16 protein-coding genes are annotated in these 17,267 nt (G+C 45.0%); 11 read left to right on the forward strand and 5 right to left on the reverse strand.

What is annotated here, in order from left to right; genetic code table 11:
- Positions 1–40: 40 nt before the first annotated feature.
- Entirely contained in the window at positions 41–2,329 is a 2,289-nt protein-coding gene (locus L1076_RS13065) for a hypothetical protein (RefSeq protein ID WP_237303741.1), read from the forward strand.
- Positions 2,330–2,333: 4 nt separating this feature from the next.
- Positions 2,334–3,947, forward strand: a complete 1,614-nt coding sequence (locus L1076_RS13070; protein WP_237303742.1) for a M91 family zinc metallopeptidase — start codon at positions 2,334–2,336, stop codon at positions 3,945–3,947.
- Positions 3,948–4,044: 97 nt separating this feature from the next.
- On the opposite strand, the gene hutH is transcribed toward L1076_RS13070, so the two are convergent.
- From hutH to hutC, 5 genes are all read right to left on the reverse strand, one after another.
- Positions 4,045–5,580 (reverse strand): histidine ammonia-lyase, encoded by a 1,536-nt coding sequence (gene hutH, locus L1076_RS13075; RefSeq protein ID WP_039974505.1) that lies wholly within the window; start codon positions 5,578–5,580, stop codon positions 4,045–4,047.
- Between the two features lie 11 nt (positions 5,581–5,591).
- A complete protein-coding gene (gene hutU, locus L1076_RS13080) occupies positions 5,592–7,289 on the reverse strand; it encodes a urocanate hydratase (protein ID WP_237303743.1) in 1,698 nt (565 codons plus the stop codon).
- A 96-nt stretch (positions 7,290–7,385) separates the two neighbouring features.
- A complete protein-coding gene (gene hutG / locus L1076_RS13085; protein ID WP_237303744.1) occupies positions 7,386–8,399 on the reverse strand; it encodes a formimidoylglutamase in 1,014 nt (337 codons plus the stop codon).
- Between the two features lies 1 nt (position 8,400).
- A complete protein-coding gene (hutI, locus tag L1076_RS13090; protein WP_237303745.1) occupies positions 8,401–9,651 on the reverse strand; it encodes an imidazolonepropionase in 1,251 nt (416 codons plus the stop codon).
- 120 nt (positions 9,652–9,771) lie between these two features.
- The gene (gene hutC, locus L1076_RS13095) at positions 9,772–10,479 is read right to left on the reverse strand and encodes a histidine utilization repressor (protein ID WP_042604579.1); all 708 of its coding nucleotides are present in this window, start codon (positions 10,477–10,479) and stop codon (positions 9,772–9,774) included.
- Between the two features lie 198 nt (positions 10,480–10,677).
- Between hutC and L1076_RS13100 the strand changes: the two genes are divergently transcribed.
- The 9 genes from L1076_RS13100 (at position 10,678) to L1076_RS13140 (ending at position 16,934) form a co-directional block, all read left to right on the forward strand.
- The gene (locus L1076_RS13100) at positions 10,678–11,421 is read left to right on the forward strand and encodes a sporulation protein (RefSeq protein ID WP_042604580.1); all 744 of its coding nucleotides are present in this window, start codon (positions 10,678–10,680) and stop codon (positions 11,419–11,421) included.
- A gap of 304 nt (positions 11,422–11,725) precedes the next feature.
- A complete protein-coding gene (gene thrS, locus L1076_RS13105; RefSeq protein WP_038868651.1) occupies positions 11,726–13,654 on the forward strand; it encodes a threonine--tRNA ligase in 1,929 nt (642 codons plus the stop codon).
- A 3-nt stretch (positions 13,655–13,657) separates the two neighbouring features.
- Positions 13,658–14,209 (forward strand): translation initiation factor IF-3, encoded by a 552-nt coding sequence (gene infC, locus L1076_RS13110; protein WP_080774336.1) that lies wholly within the window; start codon positions 13,658–13,660, stop codon positions 14,207–14,209.
- 117 nt (positions 14,210–14,326) lie between these two features.
- Positions 14,327–14,521: a 50S ribosomal protein L35 gene (gene rpmI / locus L1076_RS13115; protein WP_009705876.1), complete on the forward strand. Its 195-nt coding sequence runs from the start codon at positions 14,327–14,329 to the stop codon at positions 14,519–14,521.
- A gap of 40 nt (positions 14,522–14,561) precedes the next feature.
- Positions 14,562–14,915 (forward strand): 50S ribosomal protein L20, encoded by a 354-nt coding sequence (gene rplT / locus L1076_RS13120; protein ID WP_004727974.1) that lies wholly within the window; start codon positions 14,562–14,564, stop codon positions 14,913–14,915.
- A gap of 355 nt (positions 14,916–15,270) precedes the next feature.
- Positions 15,271–15,531 (forward strand): hypothetical protein, encoded by a 261-nt coding sequence (locus L1076_RS13125; protein ID WP_227741108.1) that lies wholly within the window; start codon positions 15,271–15,273, stop codon positions 15,529–15,531.
- 306 nt (positions 15,532–15,837) lie between these two features.
- Positions 15,838–16,218, forward strand: coding sequence for a RidA family protein (locus L1076_RS13130; RefSeq protein ID WP_039974510.1), 381 nt, complete (start codon positions 15,838–15,840; stop codon positions 16,216–16,218).
- A 10-nt stretch (positions 16,219–16,228) separates the two neighbouring features.
- Entirely contained in the window at positions 16,229–16,618 is a 390-nt protein-coding gene (locus L1076_RS13135; RefSeq protein ID WP_039974511.1) for a VOC family protein, read from the forward strand.
- A gap of 1 nt (position 16,619) precedes the next feature.
- Entirely contained in the window at positions 16,620–16,934 is a 315-nt protein-coding gene (locus tag L1076_RS13140) for a heavy metal-binding domain-containing protein (protein ID WP_038868645.1), read from the forward strand.
- Positions 16,935–17,267: the final 333 nt, after the last annotated feature.

Consider the following 17,267-nt stretch of genomic DNA (forward strand, 5'->3'; position numbering starts at 1 on the left):
GTCCATTTTACTCTTTAACCATATAAAGAACATATTACTAATGAATTTAAAGTTAATACCCAGTTTCATCGCTTTGGCTGCATTCAGTCCTGCTACCTATTCATTGTGCTTTATCGATGGTGTGTCTGATACACAAAGCTTAAATAGCTTCGATAGTCGGCGTCTAGAAGGGCACCTCCATCAGGAATTTTTCTCAGAACCTCAGTTTGGCTCTACATTCGGTGAGCTAGAACACTCTTCACAACAACAGCTGTTTTCTGAGGCATGGCCTTCAACAGAAGAGGCATTAAATGCTGTACCAGTAGCCGCAGAAAGTGCGTTAAGTGGCCCTGCAATATTAAATCGTCTGGGTCGAGCTGGAAGCTCTACACTTGAAGTACTTGGCCCTGTTGGCGATGCCTTTGCTGTGGGGGTTTGGGCAGAGAGTATGGCATCTACATTTTCCAAAGAGTCATCGACGCGTTTAGATAAAGCAGCGTCTGTCTTCTCGATTGTGCCATTGGTCGGTGATGAGCTAAACATGCTGTCCAATGATATTAAATACTTTGCAGCGAAAGAGAAGATTGAGGAGTTTGAATCTCAAACTCACTATGTTTTTAATGATCATCATCCTGATTTCAATCGATTTCATCACAAAAAGGAAGACGCAATTAAGCTGATTAATCAATACGATAGGCACATTAACGCGTCGATTGAAATGTACATCGACCAACTATTGCTTGCTGCGGATACGGAATATCGCCGAATAACAGCAGGTTATGATCGTCAGCTTGTGAGGCAAATGGCGAGGATGGATCTGGAATATCTCAAGGTTTATGGTCACATATCAGAGCAATCAAATCTCAATAGCCCGTTATGCTCCGACGTTGCTGATAATCCGCTTAATTTGCTGGATTGTGTCAAATCACAAGGTCAGGAGCGGATTCAGCTGATCGCTCAACAATTATCCTCGTCAGAATTAAATCAACTTCACCTAAAATTACACGAAGCGAAGCGCTCGCTTGTCCAAACTTCCATAAATAACTTGCAGGAGCACAAAGACATACTGCTCAGTAATGTCATTGCTCGTGCAAAGAGCCATCTTCCTGAAGTCTACCAATACACGAGACTTAATCGACGTTTACTTGAGGAGAGGGCACGTATGAGTGGGTTGCGTGAGTATGCGAAAGTGAATTGGAATGTGGATTATTTGTCAGAAGAGCAATTACATGCCGCGACATTTGAAGTGAAGCCAGCAAGAGAGTGTTGGGGTATACCGTCCGTTTATCCCGGTGGTATTCAGGCATCGCTTGACGCATGTAAAGACTCAGGACCGCTCTATGACACCTACCATGTATCTAAAGATCAAGAGCTCGTTGATGTGATCAGAAAATCGTTTAACTTCGATGTGGATACTTATGTGGGAGCGAAGGTCAACCAAGGTTGGCAGTCGGGATTATTGCGCTCTAAATTACATGATGTGGCTTATGCGTATGTATTTGGTCAACTCTCAAATCAAGCATTTGAAACCTTGATAACACAGCTATCAATAATGAAAGTGCTTCCTTATCAAACTACCTTAACCGAGTACTTAAATAGCCAGGGCTTGAATGCTAACGATCCTGAGCAAAGGAAAGACTGGTATCAGCTTAGCCGTTGGTATGAACTGCTTTTAACAGAAAAACCATCCGGAGGGGTATTAAGTGCTATCAAACAATATGAAGTGTTCCGCGCTTTCATACAGCCAGTCTTCGAACAAACGATTGTTGCGGCTTACCTTCGTGATGTGTACTACTCAATACCTTACCCAAGCCTCTATTCAGCGAAGAACCTTCGATTTTATTCTCCAATTATGGCGAATACTTTTGACCAAGTTGTAGCGAGCTCCAACGCGAACACGCTGCTGAGAAACTTAGATTCGGCTGTGGGTGAAATCATCGAAAAAGTACATGAGGTTAATACCGCTAACGACTTACATTATCTACTTGGTGATTTGGCCTTGTACGCACAAATCGCTCAACACCAACAATCTGAAGTGCATGTACTGACGTCTGGTGTTAATTCTGCCCAGCTTTTTAATAGTTCATTATCAGTGGTGCATAGACAGTATCTCAATGAAGCGCATCAGCGGGGCCTTTTTCAGCAAGTGAAAGCATCAGATCAGCATCCTCTTTGGCAAGCGCTGTCTAATGTCGGTAACAAACTGTCTGAAGGTGAACTGGAGTTGGCGATTACTCAGTTGGGTGATGTTATTCGGAACAACGAAATGACAATGCTTCCGCAGATTAACGAAGTGCTTCTCCAAGAGCTAGAAGAGCTTATCGAGCTACAGATTAAGATTGAGGGTTAATAGGATGAAAACTTTAACAAAAGTGATGTCAGTCATTTTTACATTCTTAATATTGATTGGAAGTGCTTTTGCTGGTGGTGCAGAGATGGGGGAGTTTTATGCTGCCCCTGATGGTGTGAAGGTCATTTATGGGTACAACACCCCGCAGTACGGTAATCTCTATCGAGTATCAACTAACCTGTATGTACAAACAAAGGATGACGCTTATCTTGCAGATATTAAACTTCTGATTCAAAAACTGAAAATATCACCGACTGGGCGAGAAGTGTTGCGCCAAATCGCGACTTATACTCCCGTCAATGCTCCAGAAGATACTGTAGCCCCCCTTATTGAGCATCTTCAAGGCGTTGATACGAACAAGGTCAATGTGGTGACCGTGATTCGCGAGCCGGAAAGCGCTGGTCGTTTGTTTGAGACCGTTCCTTCCAGTTTCGTTGATAGGCAAAAGTCTGAGCTTGTCTATTTAAGGCAATTTGATGGAAAAGGCGTGTCAAACACGGTGTTCTTTTCTACCCAAGAGGTGGTTAATATTCCGGGAACGGACAAGCCTTTTGATCAAGCGGTCGCGCTAGGTCATGAGTTAATTCATGCTCGTGATTACGCTTCAGGCGCGATGCCTCCAGGTAGTGTGCTATTAAAGCATCGTCATCCCGAAACCGGACAGGTTACGGAGTACTCGATTGAAAATGCCGAATATCAAACGACGGGAATTTTCCATTATAACAATGCAGAAAGCGGCAGAGATGCTGAGACTGCGATAAGTGCAATTCGTAGTGATGCGATCATGAGGCGGGAAGAGATGTACTTCCGCTGGAAATCTAATGGGCAGAACAAGCCGAAAGCTTATTTGAAAAATGAAAAGGTAGTGAGTGAGTTTCATTTGGCCGATGATCTTGGCGCATATAAGAGAAATACTTATTGGCCTGCAGGGCAGTACCAATATCATCCTTATACAGTTGAGGTAAGGCCAGCTGCTGCAGGATCTCTATCACCCAAATGGAATACATTGGAGGGTAAGCAAGCCCATGTCGAAGTTCGTCGAGCATTGAACCAGTCTTTGAGTGAAGGCAAGGAGACGGCGATTGTGCTTATTGATGCGACCGAGCAACGATTATCGCAAAGCTTACAACACTCTCCGGCGCTGACAAGGCGTGGTTTAGGGAACCAAAGTGCGATCTTAAATTATGCTGCTAAGAACAACATTAAAGTGGTCAATGCTTATAGTTCTGAAAATGAAACGCCTCTGGCGAGTTTGAAGAAGAAAAAACGCAGCCGAATGTACCGCGCAATTCTTGGGCAACCCGAAAGTTCGGGTGGATACAAAGATGTTCAGTTTAGTTTGGACAATCAATCCTTACTTTCACAAGAGCTCGAAGGTCAAGATACTGTACTTGTGATGGCGTATTCCGATGGTCAAATGACAACAAACATCGTCGATAGCTTATCAGATGACCTCAATAAGCAAGTTCTGGTCTCACGACATTCTAATCTCGATTATCAACCTTCAAACTTGAGTGTAGAAGAGAGTACCGCTTGGTTGAATATCCGAGAAAAACAGAATGTGAAAATGCTTGGCTCTGGCAGCCGTAGCCGTTTTAACATTTGTAGTATTCAGTAATGTTCTGATGATGTTGCTACAAAGGTAACAAGAAGAATCAAAAAATAAAGCCGATTGAGTTTGCTGCTCAATCGGCTTTTTCTTAATAAGAAGTGTATTAGTGCACGCTAGGGAGCAAACTCTCTGGCATTAATGCATTGTGCAGTGCCAGTTTGAGAAGGGAGTTTGCCTGCTCAATATCGGGTGCGAAGTAACGGTCTTTGTCGTAGAACGAGACTTTCTCGCGCAGCATTTGCTTAGCAATCTCGATGCGTTCGGAGGACTTGTTTGGTGCACGGAAATCCAAGCCTTGCGCGGCTGATAAGTATTCAACCGCCAAAATACCACGCGTGTTTTCTCCCATCTCTTTCAGGCGGCGAGCCGCAAAAGTTGCCATCGAAACATGGTCTTCTTGATTTGCGGATGTTGGCAAGCTATCGACAGAAGCAGGGTGAGCCAGTGTTTTGTTTTCACTTGCTAACGCAGCCGACGTCACCTGCGCAATCATAAAGCCTGAGTTCACACCGCCATTGTCGACCAAGAATGGAGGAAGCTTAGATAGCGCGCTATCAATAAGCAGTGCCATACGACGCTCTGACAAGCTACCAATCTCTGCAATCGCAAGGGCAAGGTTATCTGCGGCCATTGCCACGGGCTCGGCATGGAAGTTACCGCCGGAGATGATGTCGTTATCTTCAGCAAACACCAACGGGTTATCTGATACTGAGTTCGCTTCTACTTGCAGAATCTCCGCGGAATTACGAATTTGCTGTAAACATGCGCCCATGACTTGAGGTTGGCAACGAAGTGAATATGGATCTTGTACTTTTTCGCAATCGGTGTGTGATTCACCAATCTCGCTGGTTGCTTCTAGCATATGTCGATACGCTAATGCGGCATCCATTTGGCTACGATGACCACGAACACGATGAATGCGAGGGTCGAACGGACGACGGCTACCTAATGCAGCTTCTACCGACATCGCCCCGCAAACCGTCGCGGATGAGAACAGATCCTCTGCGATGAATAGGCCTTCCAGTGCAAATGCCGTTGACGCTTGAGTACCGTTAAGCAGTGCTAAACCTTCTTTTGGGGCCAGCGTGATTGGCTCTAGACCAGCAATTTGCAGAGCTTCTAAGCCAGAAATAACTTTGCCATTGTGACGTGCTTGGCCTTCACCAAGAAGCACCGTACTCATGTGAGCCAGCGGCGCTAAGTCACCCGATGCGCCTACTGAGCCTTTTTGTGGAACGCATGGATACACCTGCGCATTCACAAGGTCAATCAGCATGTTGATGACCTTCAAGCGCAAGCCTGAGAAGCCACGTGCAAGGCTGTTGATTTTCAGTACCATCATCAAGCGAACGGTTTCATCTGACATAAATTTGCCGATGCCCGCAGCGTGTGAAAGCACAATACTGCGTTGCAGCGTTTCTAAATCTTCTGGCGCAATACGTGTGTTCGCGAGTAGACCGAAACCCGTATTGATGCCATAAACGGTGCGATCTTCTGCAATCACTCGGTCTACAACTTGAGTGCTTTCCTCAATGGCCGGAATGGCTTCTGGATCGAGAGTAAGGTTGACAGGTGAGCGGCTCACCTGACGCAGTTCGTTTAAGCTAATATGGCCTGGCTTTAGCGTTAAATTGAGCATGTCTTTCATCCTTACTTCAGCTTTTTCAGTTCTTCGTTGAGCATTGGTAGATCTAATTTTTGTTCGGCTGCGCATTGTTTGGCGATGTCGTAGCCGGCATCAGCATGACGCATAACGCCCGTCGCTGGGTCATTGTGAAGTACGCGAGCAATACGCTCAGACGCATCATCACTGCCATCACAACAAATAACCATTCCCGAGTGTTGAGAGAAGCCCATACCAACACCGCCTCCGTGGTGTAGAGACACCCACGTTGCGCCGCCTGCTGTATTCAATAGCGCATTAAGTAGCGGCCAATCCGATACGGCATCAGAGCCATCCATCATACCTTCGGTTTCTCGGTTCGGGCTGGCTACAGAGCCGGAGTCTAAGTGGTCACGGCCAATAACAACCGGTGCTTTAAGTTCACCGTTTTTCACCATTTCGTTGAAGGCTTGGCCAAGACGTTCACGGTCTTTTAAACCCACCCAACAGATACGTGCCGGTAGACCTTGGAACTGAATGCGTTCACGTGCCATGTCTAGCCAGTTGTGCAGGTGAGGGTTATCAGGGATCAGCTCTTTTACTTTCTGATCGGTTTTGTAGATGTCCTCTGGATCGCCAGACAACGCTGCCCAACGGAATGGCCCAATACCTTCACAGAATAATGGGCGAATGTAAGCCGGTACGAAACCAGGGAAATCAAATGCGTTTTCTACGCCTTCTTCCAATGCCATTTGACGGATATTGTTTCCGTAATCCAGTGTTGCAGCGCCGCGGTTTTGCAGCTCTAGCATGGCTTGAACTTGTACAGCCATTGATTGTTTCGCCGCTTTCACTACGCCGGCTTCATTTTGCAAGCGCATTTCTGCTGCATGAGACATGCTCCAACCTTGAGGTAAGTAGCCGTTCAATGGGTCGTGCGCAGAGGTTTGGTCTGTTACTACATCTGGTGTGATGTTACGTTCCACAAGCTCTGGGAAGATGTCTGCTGCGTTGCCTAGTAGACCGACAGAAATAGGCGTGTCGGATTCTTTGATCATCGCTAGCGCTTCATCCAACGATGTGGCTTTCTTGTCGACATAGCCTGTGCGTAGACGGTAATCGATACGTGATTCATCGCACTCGACGGCTATCATAGAGAAGCCTGCCATGGTACCTGCTAAGGTTTGCGCGCCACCCATACCACCTAGACCGCCAGTTAAAATCCAACGACCTTTTGCCTCGCCGTTAAAGTGCTTTTTAGCGACCGAGACAAACGTCTCGTAAGTGCCTTGAACAATGCCTTGTGAGCCGATGTAAATCCAGCTACCTGCAGTCATTTGTCCGTACATCATCAGGCCTTCTTTATCGAGCTCATTGAAGTGCTCCCAATTGGCCCAATGTGGAACTAGGTTTGAGTTCGCAATCAGAACGCGTGGCGCATTTTTGTGAGTCGGGAAAACGCCAACTGGTTTGCCTGATTGAACGAGAAGAGTTTGGTCATCGTCGAGTCTTTCTAACACTTCAACAATCTTATCGAAGCATTCCCAATTTCGTGCTGCTCGACCGATACCACCGTATACAACGAGCGAGTGAGGATGCTCGGCTACGTCTGGGTCAAGGTTGTTCATCAGCAAACGAAGTGGGGCTTCCGTCAGCCAAGATTTGGCGCGCAGGTCGGTACCGCGTGGAGCACGAATTGTTCTGCTGGTATCAAGTCGTGGATCTTGTCCTTGGCGCTGTGTCATTTTAAGACTCCTTTAGTTTCACGTGTGTACCAAGTCTGTGCTTGGCTATTTCTACTCGAGTAAAGTGCTGTTCGAGTTAATCGTTATTGGGTTTGCTTATTTAGGTTTGTGGTCTTTCTCTGCCATGGCATTGGCAATGTCCCAACATAGGCGGGCTGCCAATCGAGCGGTTTGACTATCGACGTCATACGTGGGGTTGTACTCGGCAATGTCTGCCAGCATAAGCTTGTTTTTGTAATGTAGGATTCGGTCGAGAAACGGCGAAATGATGTCGTAGCTGACTCCTCTCGCTGCTGGGGCGCTTACACCCGGAGCTGTTGTCGCAGGGAATACGTCCAAATCAATCGTTAGATAGAGGTAATCGCAGTCATCGATAAAGTGCTGTAGCTGCGTTAAATGGTAGCTGTGGTTCATGTAGCAAAGCTGTTTGTCTTCCACATACCAAACGTTGAGTTCGTCCGCTTTCTGGAATAGCGCTTTGGTATTGCTGCTGCGACTGACACCAATGCAAGCGTAATGAAACTTCCAATCATTGCGTTGGCAGAAGTGATGAATTTGATTAAACGGTGTGCCTGAGCTTGGTTTTACATCTGCCAGCGAACTTTCAAAAGCGCGTAGGTCAAAATGTGCGTCGAAGTTGATTATGCCAATCTTTGGCCGCTTTTCTGGGTGATGAGTTTTGAAGTATTCGGCCAACCCAGAAAATGACGCCCATGCGATCTCATGCCCGCCACCTAGGACGACGACAGGTGAATGGGGTAGTGCCTGAGCAACTGTGGCCGCGCATTGCGATTGGCTGCTCTCTAGTAAGTCGTCTTCGCAAACAACAGTACCGAGGTCGTAAAGCGGCGCATCTTGGTGCCAAGCGAGATTGGCTAAGGCACGACGGATTAAATCCGGTGACTTTTTCGCGCCAATACGGCCTTTATTTCTGGCAACACCCGCATCGGTAGCAAAGCCAAGGATTGAGACGCCTTCGCTTTTGTTCGGCAACTCTTCAACAGAAATATTTTTAATCACGTGGTGAACGCGTTTACCCAGTTCTCCATCTTCTGCATCGTGGCGACCTTGCCAGTGAAATGGAGCGGTATTTGGATCTGATTGAGCCATGTTACAGTCCTCCGTGAGAGACATATTCACCATTGACTATACGACCTACCAAACGTTTTTCGCCTACTTGGTAACTGAGGTCTGCTGGGTGTTCGATATCCCAGATTGAGAAGTCAGCGTCATAACCGACTTCAATCACGCCACGAGATTCCCCATAACCCAATGCTTTTGCTGCGTTTTGAGTGACGCCACGCAGTGCTTCTTGAGGTGTTAAACGGAACAGAGTGCAAGCCATGTTCATCATCAGGGTTAAATCTGCGAATGGTGACGTGCCAGGGTTGATATCCGTCGCTATCGCCATTGGCACCTTGTGCGTTCTAAGCAAATCGATAGGTGGTAATTGGGTTTCACGTAAGAAGTAAAATGCGCCAGGGAGCAAGGTTGCGACGGTAGAAGAGTTGGCAAGGGCACGTACGCCAATTTCATCCAGATATTCAATATGATCGGCAGAAAGACCATTGTATTGGGCGGTTAAAGCCGTACCACCTAAATCAGAGAGCTGCTCAGTATGGCCTTTTACATGCAAGCCATGTTTTTTTGCCGCTTCAAAGACACGCTCTGTTTGGACTAAGTTAAAACCAATCGATTCACAAAACACATCGACGCTGGTGGCGAGCTTTTCTTCTGCCACGAGCGGAATAATGTCATCACAAATATGTTGGATATAATCGTCAGCACGGTCTTTAAATTCTGGTGGAAGAGCATGAGCGGCGAGCAGGGTTGTGGTGATTTTGACTTTGCGCTCTTGCTCTAAGGCTTTCGCTGCTCGCAGCATCTTGATTTCATCAGCTAGCGTGAGACCGTAACCAGACTTAACTTCGATAGAGGTAACTCCGCTTGCGAGCAATCCATCTAAACGTGGCAAAGCGAGTTCGATAAGTTGTTCTACAGTGGCGGCACGAGTGGCGTGAACGGTAGAGAGAATACCGCCGCCTTGCTTGGCGATTTCTTCATAAGGCACACCATTGAGGCGCATTTCAAACTCGTTGGCTCGATTTCCGGCGTACACAAGATGAGTGTGGCAATCAATCAAACCTGGCAACAATAGCTTGCTTTGAAGGTCAATGGTTTGTTCGTAGTGGTCTGGATTCAAAATGGATTCGGTATGTTCGCTATCGTTACCTTGTTCTTTCGTGCTGATGGCGACAATTTTTCCTGACCGAATGCCGACGCGAGCAAGGGGGAAGGGCAGGTAACCTTGTTCTCCTTCTTGCATAGTGACGAGGCGTGCATTTTCAATCAGCAAATCCATTCTGATGTTTCCTTCTGATTTGTATCTTTAAATGTATATACAAATAAATAGGAGAAAAAAGCATCACTGACAAGACTAATGTTGCTGAAATGTGATCAAAACGAAGAAGTAATGCCTAGTTTACAATAAGATCTTAGAGCTTAATTTGTACTTATTGCCTGGGTGATAAAGTAATGCGGTGCTGACCAGTTTGTCTTGACTCCATGTGCGTCGGTTGAGCAGTAAGCATGGTTCGTCAGCTTGCATTTTAAGATCTTGCTTCACGCGTCCATCTGGGACAATGGCTTCTACGGTATGTTCGATGGCGCTAAGAGGGCAATTATTAGAAAGGTATTGGTTTGGTGTCATGCACGTGAAGTCTTGATTGAGGTAACTTGGTGCGTATTGACTGTTCACCCAACGAAGTTCTAGCTGTATTGGTGTGCTATCTTCAAAATGAATGATCTCGCTGTAGAATACGGTAGTACCAAGCATGACGCCCAGTTTGGTTGCGATATCATCGTCCGCTTTGATTGCAATTTGTCGGCGAACTTCACTATGATGCTCTCGACCACGATTGCTGATCTCATCAGCAATGTTACGAATGTCTAATAGGGGAGATTCAGACTTCTCAGCCGGATCACAAACAAAGGTGCCGAGGCGAGGGCGGCGTTGCAGTTTGCCTTCGTTAACTAAGTCTCTAATGGCTTTATTTACCGTCATTCGACTGACTCCGAATTGTTCGGTCAGCTCAAATTCTGTCGCGATGCGGTGTCCAACCATCCACTCTCCCGAATCAATTTTATCGAGGATAAACTGTTTGATTTGCTTATAAAGTGGCGCAGACATAATGACTTCCTTTTAATTGACTATACAAATAGTGCGTAATCTATGTACAAATTGCAAATACCTAAACCTATTCTGTGAATAGATAAAAGGAATTAGTCCGCATTCTTGAGGTCTATTGCTTGCAGTACTTTCATCAGTTGTGTAAACAAAGGTTCTCCACAACAAAATTAATAAAACAGGCAGTCACAAAGGAATTCCATGTTTAAAAAACTAAAAGCATCGCTTGGTATCGGCTCGGCAAAGGTAGATACGATTTTAGATGAGATGAGCGTTTATCAAGGTTCAACATTACGTGGTCACGTCCAAATCAAAGGTGGTGATGTTGAACAACAAATTGATGCCATCACCATCAAACTGAACACGGAAATGAAAGTAGAAGCAGATGACAGCGTTAGTTACCAGACATTCACGATCGATCAATTGAAGGCGGTTGAACCTTTCATCATCCAACCGAATGAAGAAAAACAAGTGCCGTTCGAGTTAAAACTGCACGATGAAACGCCAATTACGGCAGTAAGCGCAATGAAAAACCAGTGCCACGTTTGGGTAGAAACCACATTAGACATCGGTTTTGCGATTGACCCACGCGATCGTGACTACATTGAAGTAAAGCCATTACCCACAGCATCACGAGTAATTGGCGCCATTGAGCAAGCTGGTTTTACTATGGTTAAAGCCGATGTAGAGAAGGGCTTCTTACGTGGTAACACATTCTCGTCACGTTCGGGTATTTACCAAGAGCTAGAGTTCCGTAATAACGGCTTCGTTTCCACTAAAGAAATCGAATTGTCATTTATATTGGATGGGGCAACGCTCCATTGCTTAGCGGAGATCGACCGCTCATTTAGCATGTCTGGTGATCAGTATCGTTCATTCTCTTTACCTGTTGATGCGACAGATTCACAGGTTGCAGCAGCAATCGCTCCGACTCTTAACCTGTAATCGCTTACTCTACGGTTTTCATAAGCTCTGATGGAAGAGGAACGCTCACTATCAGAGCTATTTTCATTTTTAGATCGCGTCGATTTTTTTTCAAAATTATTGAGGCTCTCATTCGTTGAACAATGAAGTTTCAGTGACAAATTGAAATCGCTCTTTGCATTCTAAATGTGAGCTAGGTACAATCCCCTTCTCGATATTGGTCCGGTATTCGTGTTACCGAGCGGCCTTTACCGATTCTCGAAAAATCTTCTAATTTGAATAACATGTGTTGCTTGGTGTGCAACACCACTGTAAAGGATATAGCATGCCTATTATTACTCTTCCTGACGGCAGTCAGCGTCAATTTGACAACCCAGTTTCTACTATGGAAGTTGCGCAATCGATCGGTCCTGGTCTTGCAAAAGCAACTATCGCTGGTCGTGTAAATGGTAACCGCGTTGATGCGTGTGACTTAATTGAAGAAGACGCAAGCCTTGAGATCATCACAGTTAAAGATGAAGTCGACGGTTTAGAAATCGTTCGTCACTCATGTGCTCACCTTCTTGGTCACGCTCTAAAGCAACTTTACCCGCAAGCTAAAATGGCGATCGGTCCAACCATCGACAATGGCTTCTACTACGATATCGACCTAGAAGAATCTCTAACGCAAGACGATCTTGAAAAGATTGAAAAGCGTATGAAAGAACTAGCGAAGACCAAGTACGAAGTTGTTAAGAAAAAGGTTAGCTGGCAGGAAGCACGTGATACATTTGAATCACGTGGCGAACCATACAAAGTGGAAATCCTAGACGAAAACGTATCTCGTGATGATCGTCCAGGTCTTTACCACCATGAAGAATACATCGACATGTGTCGCGGTCCTCACGTTCCTAACATGAGTTTCTGTCAACATTTCACTCTATTGAATGTTGCGGGTGCTTACTGGCGTGGTAACAGCGACAACAAAATGCTTCAACGTATCTACGGTACGGCTTTCCACGATAAGAAAGCACTGAAAGCGCACCTTACTCGCCTTGAAGAAGCAGCGAAGCGTGACCACCGTAAACTTGGTAAGCAACTAGACCTATTCCACATGCAACAAGAAGCACCAGGTATGGTGTTCTGGCATCACAATGGTTGGTCTATCTTCCGTGACCTTGAAGTATTTGTACGCTCTAAGTTAGACGAATACGGTTACCAGGAAGTAAAAGGTCCACTTATTATGGACCGTGTTCTTTGGGAACGTTCTGGTCACTGGGACAAGTACGCTGATGCGATGTTCACCACTTCTTCTGAAAACCGTGAATACGCACTGAAACCAATGAACTGTCCAGGTCACGTGCAGATCTTTAACCAAGGTCTAAAATCGTACCGTGATCTACCGTTACGTATGGCTGAGTTCGGCTCATGTCACCGTAACGAACCATCTGGTGCACTACACGGCATTATGCGTGTACGTGGTTTTACTCAGGATGACGCTCACATTTTCTGTACTGAGAGCCAAATTCAAGAAGAAGTAACAAATTGTATCAAGATGGTGTACGATACGTACCAGACATTTGGTTTCGACAACATCGTAGTGAAACTGTCTACTCGTCCAGAGAAACGTGTAGGTTCAGATGAAATCTGGGATCAATCTGAAGAAGCATTGAAACAGTCTCTAGAATCAATGGAAATTCCATACGAGATTCAAGAAGGCGAGGGTGCATTCTACGGTCCTAAGATTGAATTCACGCTATACGACTGTCTAGACCGTGCATGGCAGTGTGGTACTGTTCAGTTAGACTTCAACCTACCAGGTCGCTTAGGTGCAACTTACGTAGGTGAAAACAATGAACGTCTTGTTCCGGTGATGATTCACCGTGCAATTCTAGGTTCACTAGAGCGTTTCATTGGTATTCTTATCGAAGAATATGCTGGTTTCTTCCCAACTTGGTTGGCGCCAGAACAGGCAATTCTTATGAACATTACTGATAAACAGTCAGATTATGTTCAGGAAGTAGTACAAAAACTACAAAAAAGTGGAATTAGAGCTAAAGCGGACTTGAGAAATGAGAAGATTGGCTTTAAAATCCGCGAACACACTTTGAAGCGTGTACCGTATATGCTTGTTGTCGGTGACCAAGAAATGGAAGCTGGCGAAATCGCAGTACGTACTCGTAAAGGTAAAGATCTCGGCAAATTTAAAGTGGATGATTTCATTGCATACATCCAAGACGAGATTTCAAGCCGTAAGCTCAATCTGGAGGAATAAGCTATTAAAGGCGGAAGACGCGGCCAACAGCCGGTAAAACAAAACCCACACCGTATGAACGGTGAAATTCGTGGCGTTCGTGAAGTTCGACTAACTGGCGCTGACGGTGAATCAGTTGGTGTTGTATCGATTCAAGAAGCGATCGCAGCTGCTGAAGAAGCAGGCATGGATCTTGTGGAGATCAGTCCTAACGCTGAGCCGCCAGTCTGTCGTGTTATGGACTACGGCAAATTCCTCTTTGAGAAGAGCAAATCTGCTAAAGAGCAGAAGAAAAAGCAAAAACAGGTTCAGATTAAGGAAGTAAAATTCCGTCCTGGAACTGATATTGGAGACTATCAGGTAAAACTACGCAACCTGACGCGTTTCCTTGAAGAAGGCAACAAAGTGAAGGTAACAATTCGCTTCCGTGGCCGAGAAATGGCGCACCAAGACATCGGTGTTGACGTTCTTCATCGCTTAAAAGAAGACACTGTAGACTTTGCTGTAGTGGAATCTTTCCCAAGTCGAATCGAAGGTCGTCAGATGATCATGGTTCTAGCCCCTAAAAAGAAGTAATTAACGGCTCATCAAGTAATTAAGACCTAGCCGTTTCCCTTTTAAAGGTAAGCGGTTGGGTTTTGTTCGCCCTAATTACGTTGTTTATTAAACCTACTCAATGCGGAGTTATTCATCATGCCTAAGATGAAAACCAACAAAGGTGCTGCTAAGCGTTTTAAGAAAACTGCTGGTGGTATTAAGTACAAGCACGCTACAAAACGTCACATCCTGACTAAGCGTACTACTAAGAACAAGCGTCAGCTACGTCCAAATGCAATTCTTCCACGTTGTGAAGTTGCTGCAGTTGTTCGTATGTTGCCATACGCTTAATTCTTTATAGTTATCAATCGTTTAGTTTAGGAGAAGCATAATGCCTCGCGTAAAACGTGGTGTACAAGCTCGTGCACGTCATAAGAAAGTTCTAAAACAAGCTAAAGGTTACTACGGTGCACGTTCACGTGTTTACCGCGTAGCTTTCCAAGCAGTTACTAAAGCTGGTCAATACGCTTACCGTGACCGTCGCGCTAAGAAACGTCAATTCCGTCAACTATGGATTGCACGTATCAACGCAGCATCTCGTCAAAATGGTCTATCTTACAGCCGTTTCATCAACGGTCTTAAGAAAGCATCTATCGAGATCGACCGTAAGATCCTAGCGGACATCGCAGTATTCGATAAAGCAGCATTTGCTGTTCTAGTTGAAAAAGCGAAAGCTGCTCTTTAATTAGCAGTTTAGGATTAAGAAAAGGAGAGCATTAGCTCTCCTTTTTTATTGCTTTCTGTTTCCCCTACCATAGACTTTCCCGTTTCCCGTTTCCCGTTTCCCGTTTCCCGTTTCCCGTTTCCCGTTTCCCGTTTCCCGTTTCCCGTTTCCCGTTTCCCGTTTCCCGTTTCCCGCTTATATCCTAACTCTGACCCAATAAGTTGCTCCAATGGCTTGATTTGTTATTTTGCATCAACGCATCAAGTCAAGGATAAGGAGCATCTGTGTTATCGCGCTATTGGGAATATCGCGTTCAATCATTCTGTTATCTACTGATGGTAGGGTTTATTAGGATTACAAACAAAAAGGATTAGAAATGGACATTCGACAACTACAAGCGCATATAAAAGAGTTTGATCACGACCCGGAACAGAAACAGCATTATTTCCTCAAACTGATTGAAGAAGTGGGTGAGTTGTCTGAATCGATTAGGAAAGACGCCACTGGACAACCGACAGAGGACACAATTAAAGGAACAATCGCGGAAGAACTCTACGACGTACGCGTATACCCAAATATCCTCAATGCGCTAGGTTCAGCGAGATTGCATTGGTTTGTAGACGCGGCGGCGATTTAAAGATCTAGTGGTTCTAAATCGAAAATCGACAACAAAGTATACAAGCCAAGGCAACTCGCCCTTTGGGAGCGTGTCACTAACACTATTTCTTTGCCAAACAAAATGGAAATAGAAAGACTATTCCTCAAGTTGTTTGACTTTGAACTAGAGTCAGTGACAACGCTCTGAATCCTGCTCATTGAAGACGTTTGGGTATAATATATTTGTGCATTAGCCAATGTTTACGAAATAGATTTAGCAAAAACGCACGAAGTGAAAGAGATACTGAACAAACGAAAATACAACCGCTAGGGAAGGGGAAACTACATGGTTCAACGAATCAGTTACGAATTTTTGCCGCAAATTGCTGGTCCTTATGTCCATGCGGCAAGACATTGTGAGACCTTGTATGTTTCCGGATTGACAGCAATGGGCTCACCGAGCCAAAGTGAAAGTCTAATCGAGCAAACAAAAACGATTCTGTCTTACTTATCGAAAATACTTGCGGAAGAACAAAGAGAGAAACGTGACCTCATCAAGCTGACGATATTTATAACCGATATAAACCAACTGCTAGAGATTCGCTCGGTATTATTCGACTTCTATGAGGGCTATTTACCGGCTTGTTCATTAGTCGAGGTGAGCCGTTTGATTCACCCCGACTTATCTATTGAGATTGAGGCAGTCATCTCATCTGAAGCATTATAGAGAGGCTTTAATGAAAATAAACCGCTTGGATCACCTTGTACTGACAGTTAAAGACATTCAAACCACACTGGATTTCTATATACAGGTTCTCGGTATGGAAAGTGTTACTTTCGGTGAAGGACGAGTAGCCTTGATTTATGGAAAGCAAAAGATAAATCTTCACCAACTAGGGAGCGAGTTTGAACCTAAAGCACGTCAAGTTGCTTCTGGCAGTGCTGATTTGTGTTTTATTACAGACACACCTATCTTGGATATTATCTCTCACCTTGAAGCTCATGCTATTGAGGTAATTGAAGGGCCTGTTCAACGGACCGGTGCAATTGGTAACATCCTATCTGTTTACATTCGAGACCCAGATGGTAATTTGATTGAGTTATCTAACTATCTTACTGAGGCTTAACATGATTTATTCAACAACCGAGACGATTCCAGGACGAGAAATCGCTGAGATAAAGGGTGTAGTAACGGGGAATGTGGTTCAATCTAAACACATTGGTCGAGACTTCATGGCGGGTCTAAAAAGTATCGTTGGCGGTGAGATTCGCGGTTATACAGAAATGATGACTGAAGCTCGAAATATCGCGATTCAGCGTATGGTCGAAGATGCAGCGAATATGGGTGCTGATGCGGTGGTTGGCATCCGTTTTACAACTAGCTCAATTGTTGATGGTTCTTCTGAAATTCTTGCGTTTGGAACGGCTGTGAAGCTCGTATAGTTGAAGAGGCTTTTGTCGTTTTAATACAGTGCAGATTGTTTTTTCGTTCGCTATTTTTTAGCTCCCCCCTTGTGTGTCATTCATGTCGGTGAGTTTGTCTCGCCATCTAGTACGAAAAGTCTGTCGACGTTGTCAATAAGTCCAAGACAACGTCGTTCCTAATTGGGTTCCTCTTCCTATCGTTTATATGCAGATCACCATTTCTAGGTATTTATTGTATCCATTCGTTGCTTTGAAATTTTGACTAAAGTGACTTCGATCGCACTGCGCTGCTAAACCTAATTGTGTTCACGAACCATCAGTCCTGCTGAATAATTATGCCTTTTTTGATGA

Origin of the sequence: Vibrio sp. MMG023 (assembly GCF_021654215.1) — a bacterium.
In the GTDB taxonomy this organism is placed as follows: Bacteria; Pseudomonadota; Gammaproteobacteria; order Enterobacterales; family Vibrionaceae; genus Vibrio; species Vibrio jasicida.

Excerpts from the sequence above, each read along its gene's own strand:
- L1076_RS13065 (WP_237303741.1), top strand. The coding sequence starts at position 41 with ATGAATTTAAAGTTAATACCCAGTTTCATCGCTTTGGCTGCATTCAGT.
- L1076_RS13070 (WP_237303742.1), top strand. The coding sequence starts at position 2,334 with ATGAAAACTTTAACAAAAGTGATGTCAGTCATTTTTACATTCTTAATA.
- hutH (WP_039974505.1), bottom strand. The coding sequence starts at position 5,580 with ATGCTCAATTTAACGCTAAAGCCAGGCCATATTAGCTTAAACGAACTG.
- hutU (WP_237303743.1), bottom strand. The coding sequence starts at position 7,289 with ATGACACAGCGCCAAGGACAAGATCCACGACTTGATACCAGCAGAACA.
- hutG (WP_237303744.1), bottom strand. The coding sequence starts at position 8,399 with ATGGCTCAATCAGATCCAAATACCGCTCCATTTCACTGGCAAGGTCGC.
- hutI (WP_237303745.1), bottom strand. The coding sequence starts at position 9,651 with ATGGATTTGCTGATTGAAAATGCACGCCTCGTCACTATGCAAGAAGGA.
- hutC (WP_042604579.1), bottom strand. The coding sequence starts at position 10,479 with ATGTCTGCGCCACTTTATAAGCAAATCAAACAGTTTATCCTCGATAAA.
- L1076_RS13100 (WP_042604580.1), top strand. The coding sequence starts at position 10,678 with ATGTTTAAAAAACTAAAAGCATCGCTTGGTATCGGCTCGGCAAAGGTA.
- thrS (WP_038868651.1), top strand. The coding sequence starts at position 11,726 with ATGCCTATTATTACTCTTCCTGACGGCAGTCAGCGTCAATTTGACAAC.
- rpmI (WP_009705876.1), top strand. The coding sequence starts at position 14,327 with ATGCCTAAGATGAAAACCAACAAAGGTGCTGCTAAGCGTTTTAAGAAA.
- rplT (WP_004727974.1), top strand. The coding sequence starts at position 14,562 with ATGCCTCGCGTAAAACGTGGTGTACAAGCTCGTGCACGTCATAAGAAA.
- L1076_RS13125 (WP_227741108.1), top strand. The coding sequence starts at position 15,271 with ATGGACATTCGACAACTACAAGCGCATATAAAAGAGTTTGATCACGAC.
- L1076_RS13130 (WP_039974510.1), top strand. The coding sequence starts at position 15,838 with ATGGTTCAACGAATCAGTTACGAATTTTTGCCGCAAATTGCTGGTCCT.
- L1076_RS13135 (WP_039974511.1), top strand. The coding sequence starts at position 16,229 with ATGAAAATAAACCGCTTGGATCACCTTGTACTGACAGTTAAAGACATT.
- L1076_RS13140 (WP_038868645.1), top strand. The coding sequence starts at position 16,620 with ATGATTTATTCAACAACCGAGACGATTCCAGGACGAGAAATCGCTGAG.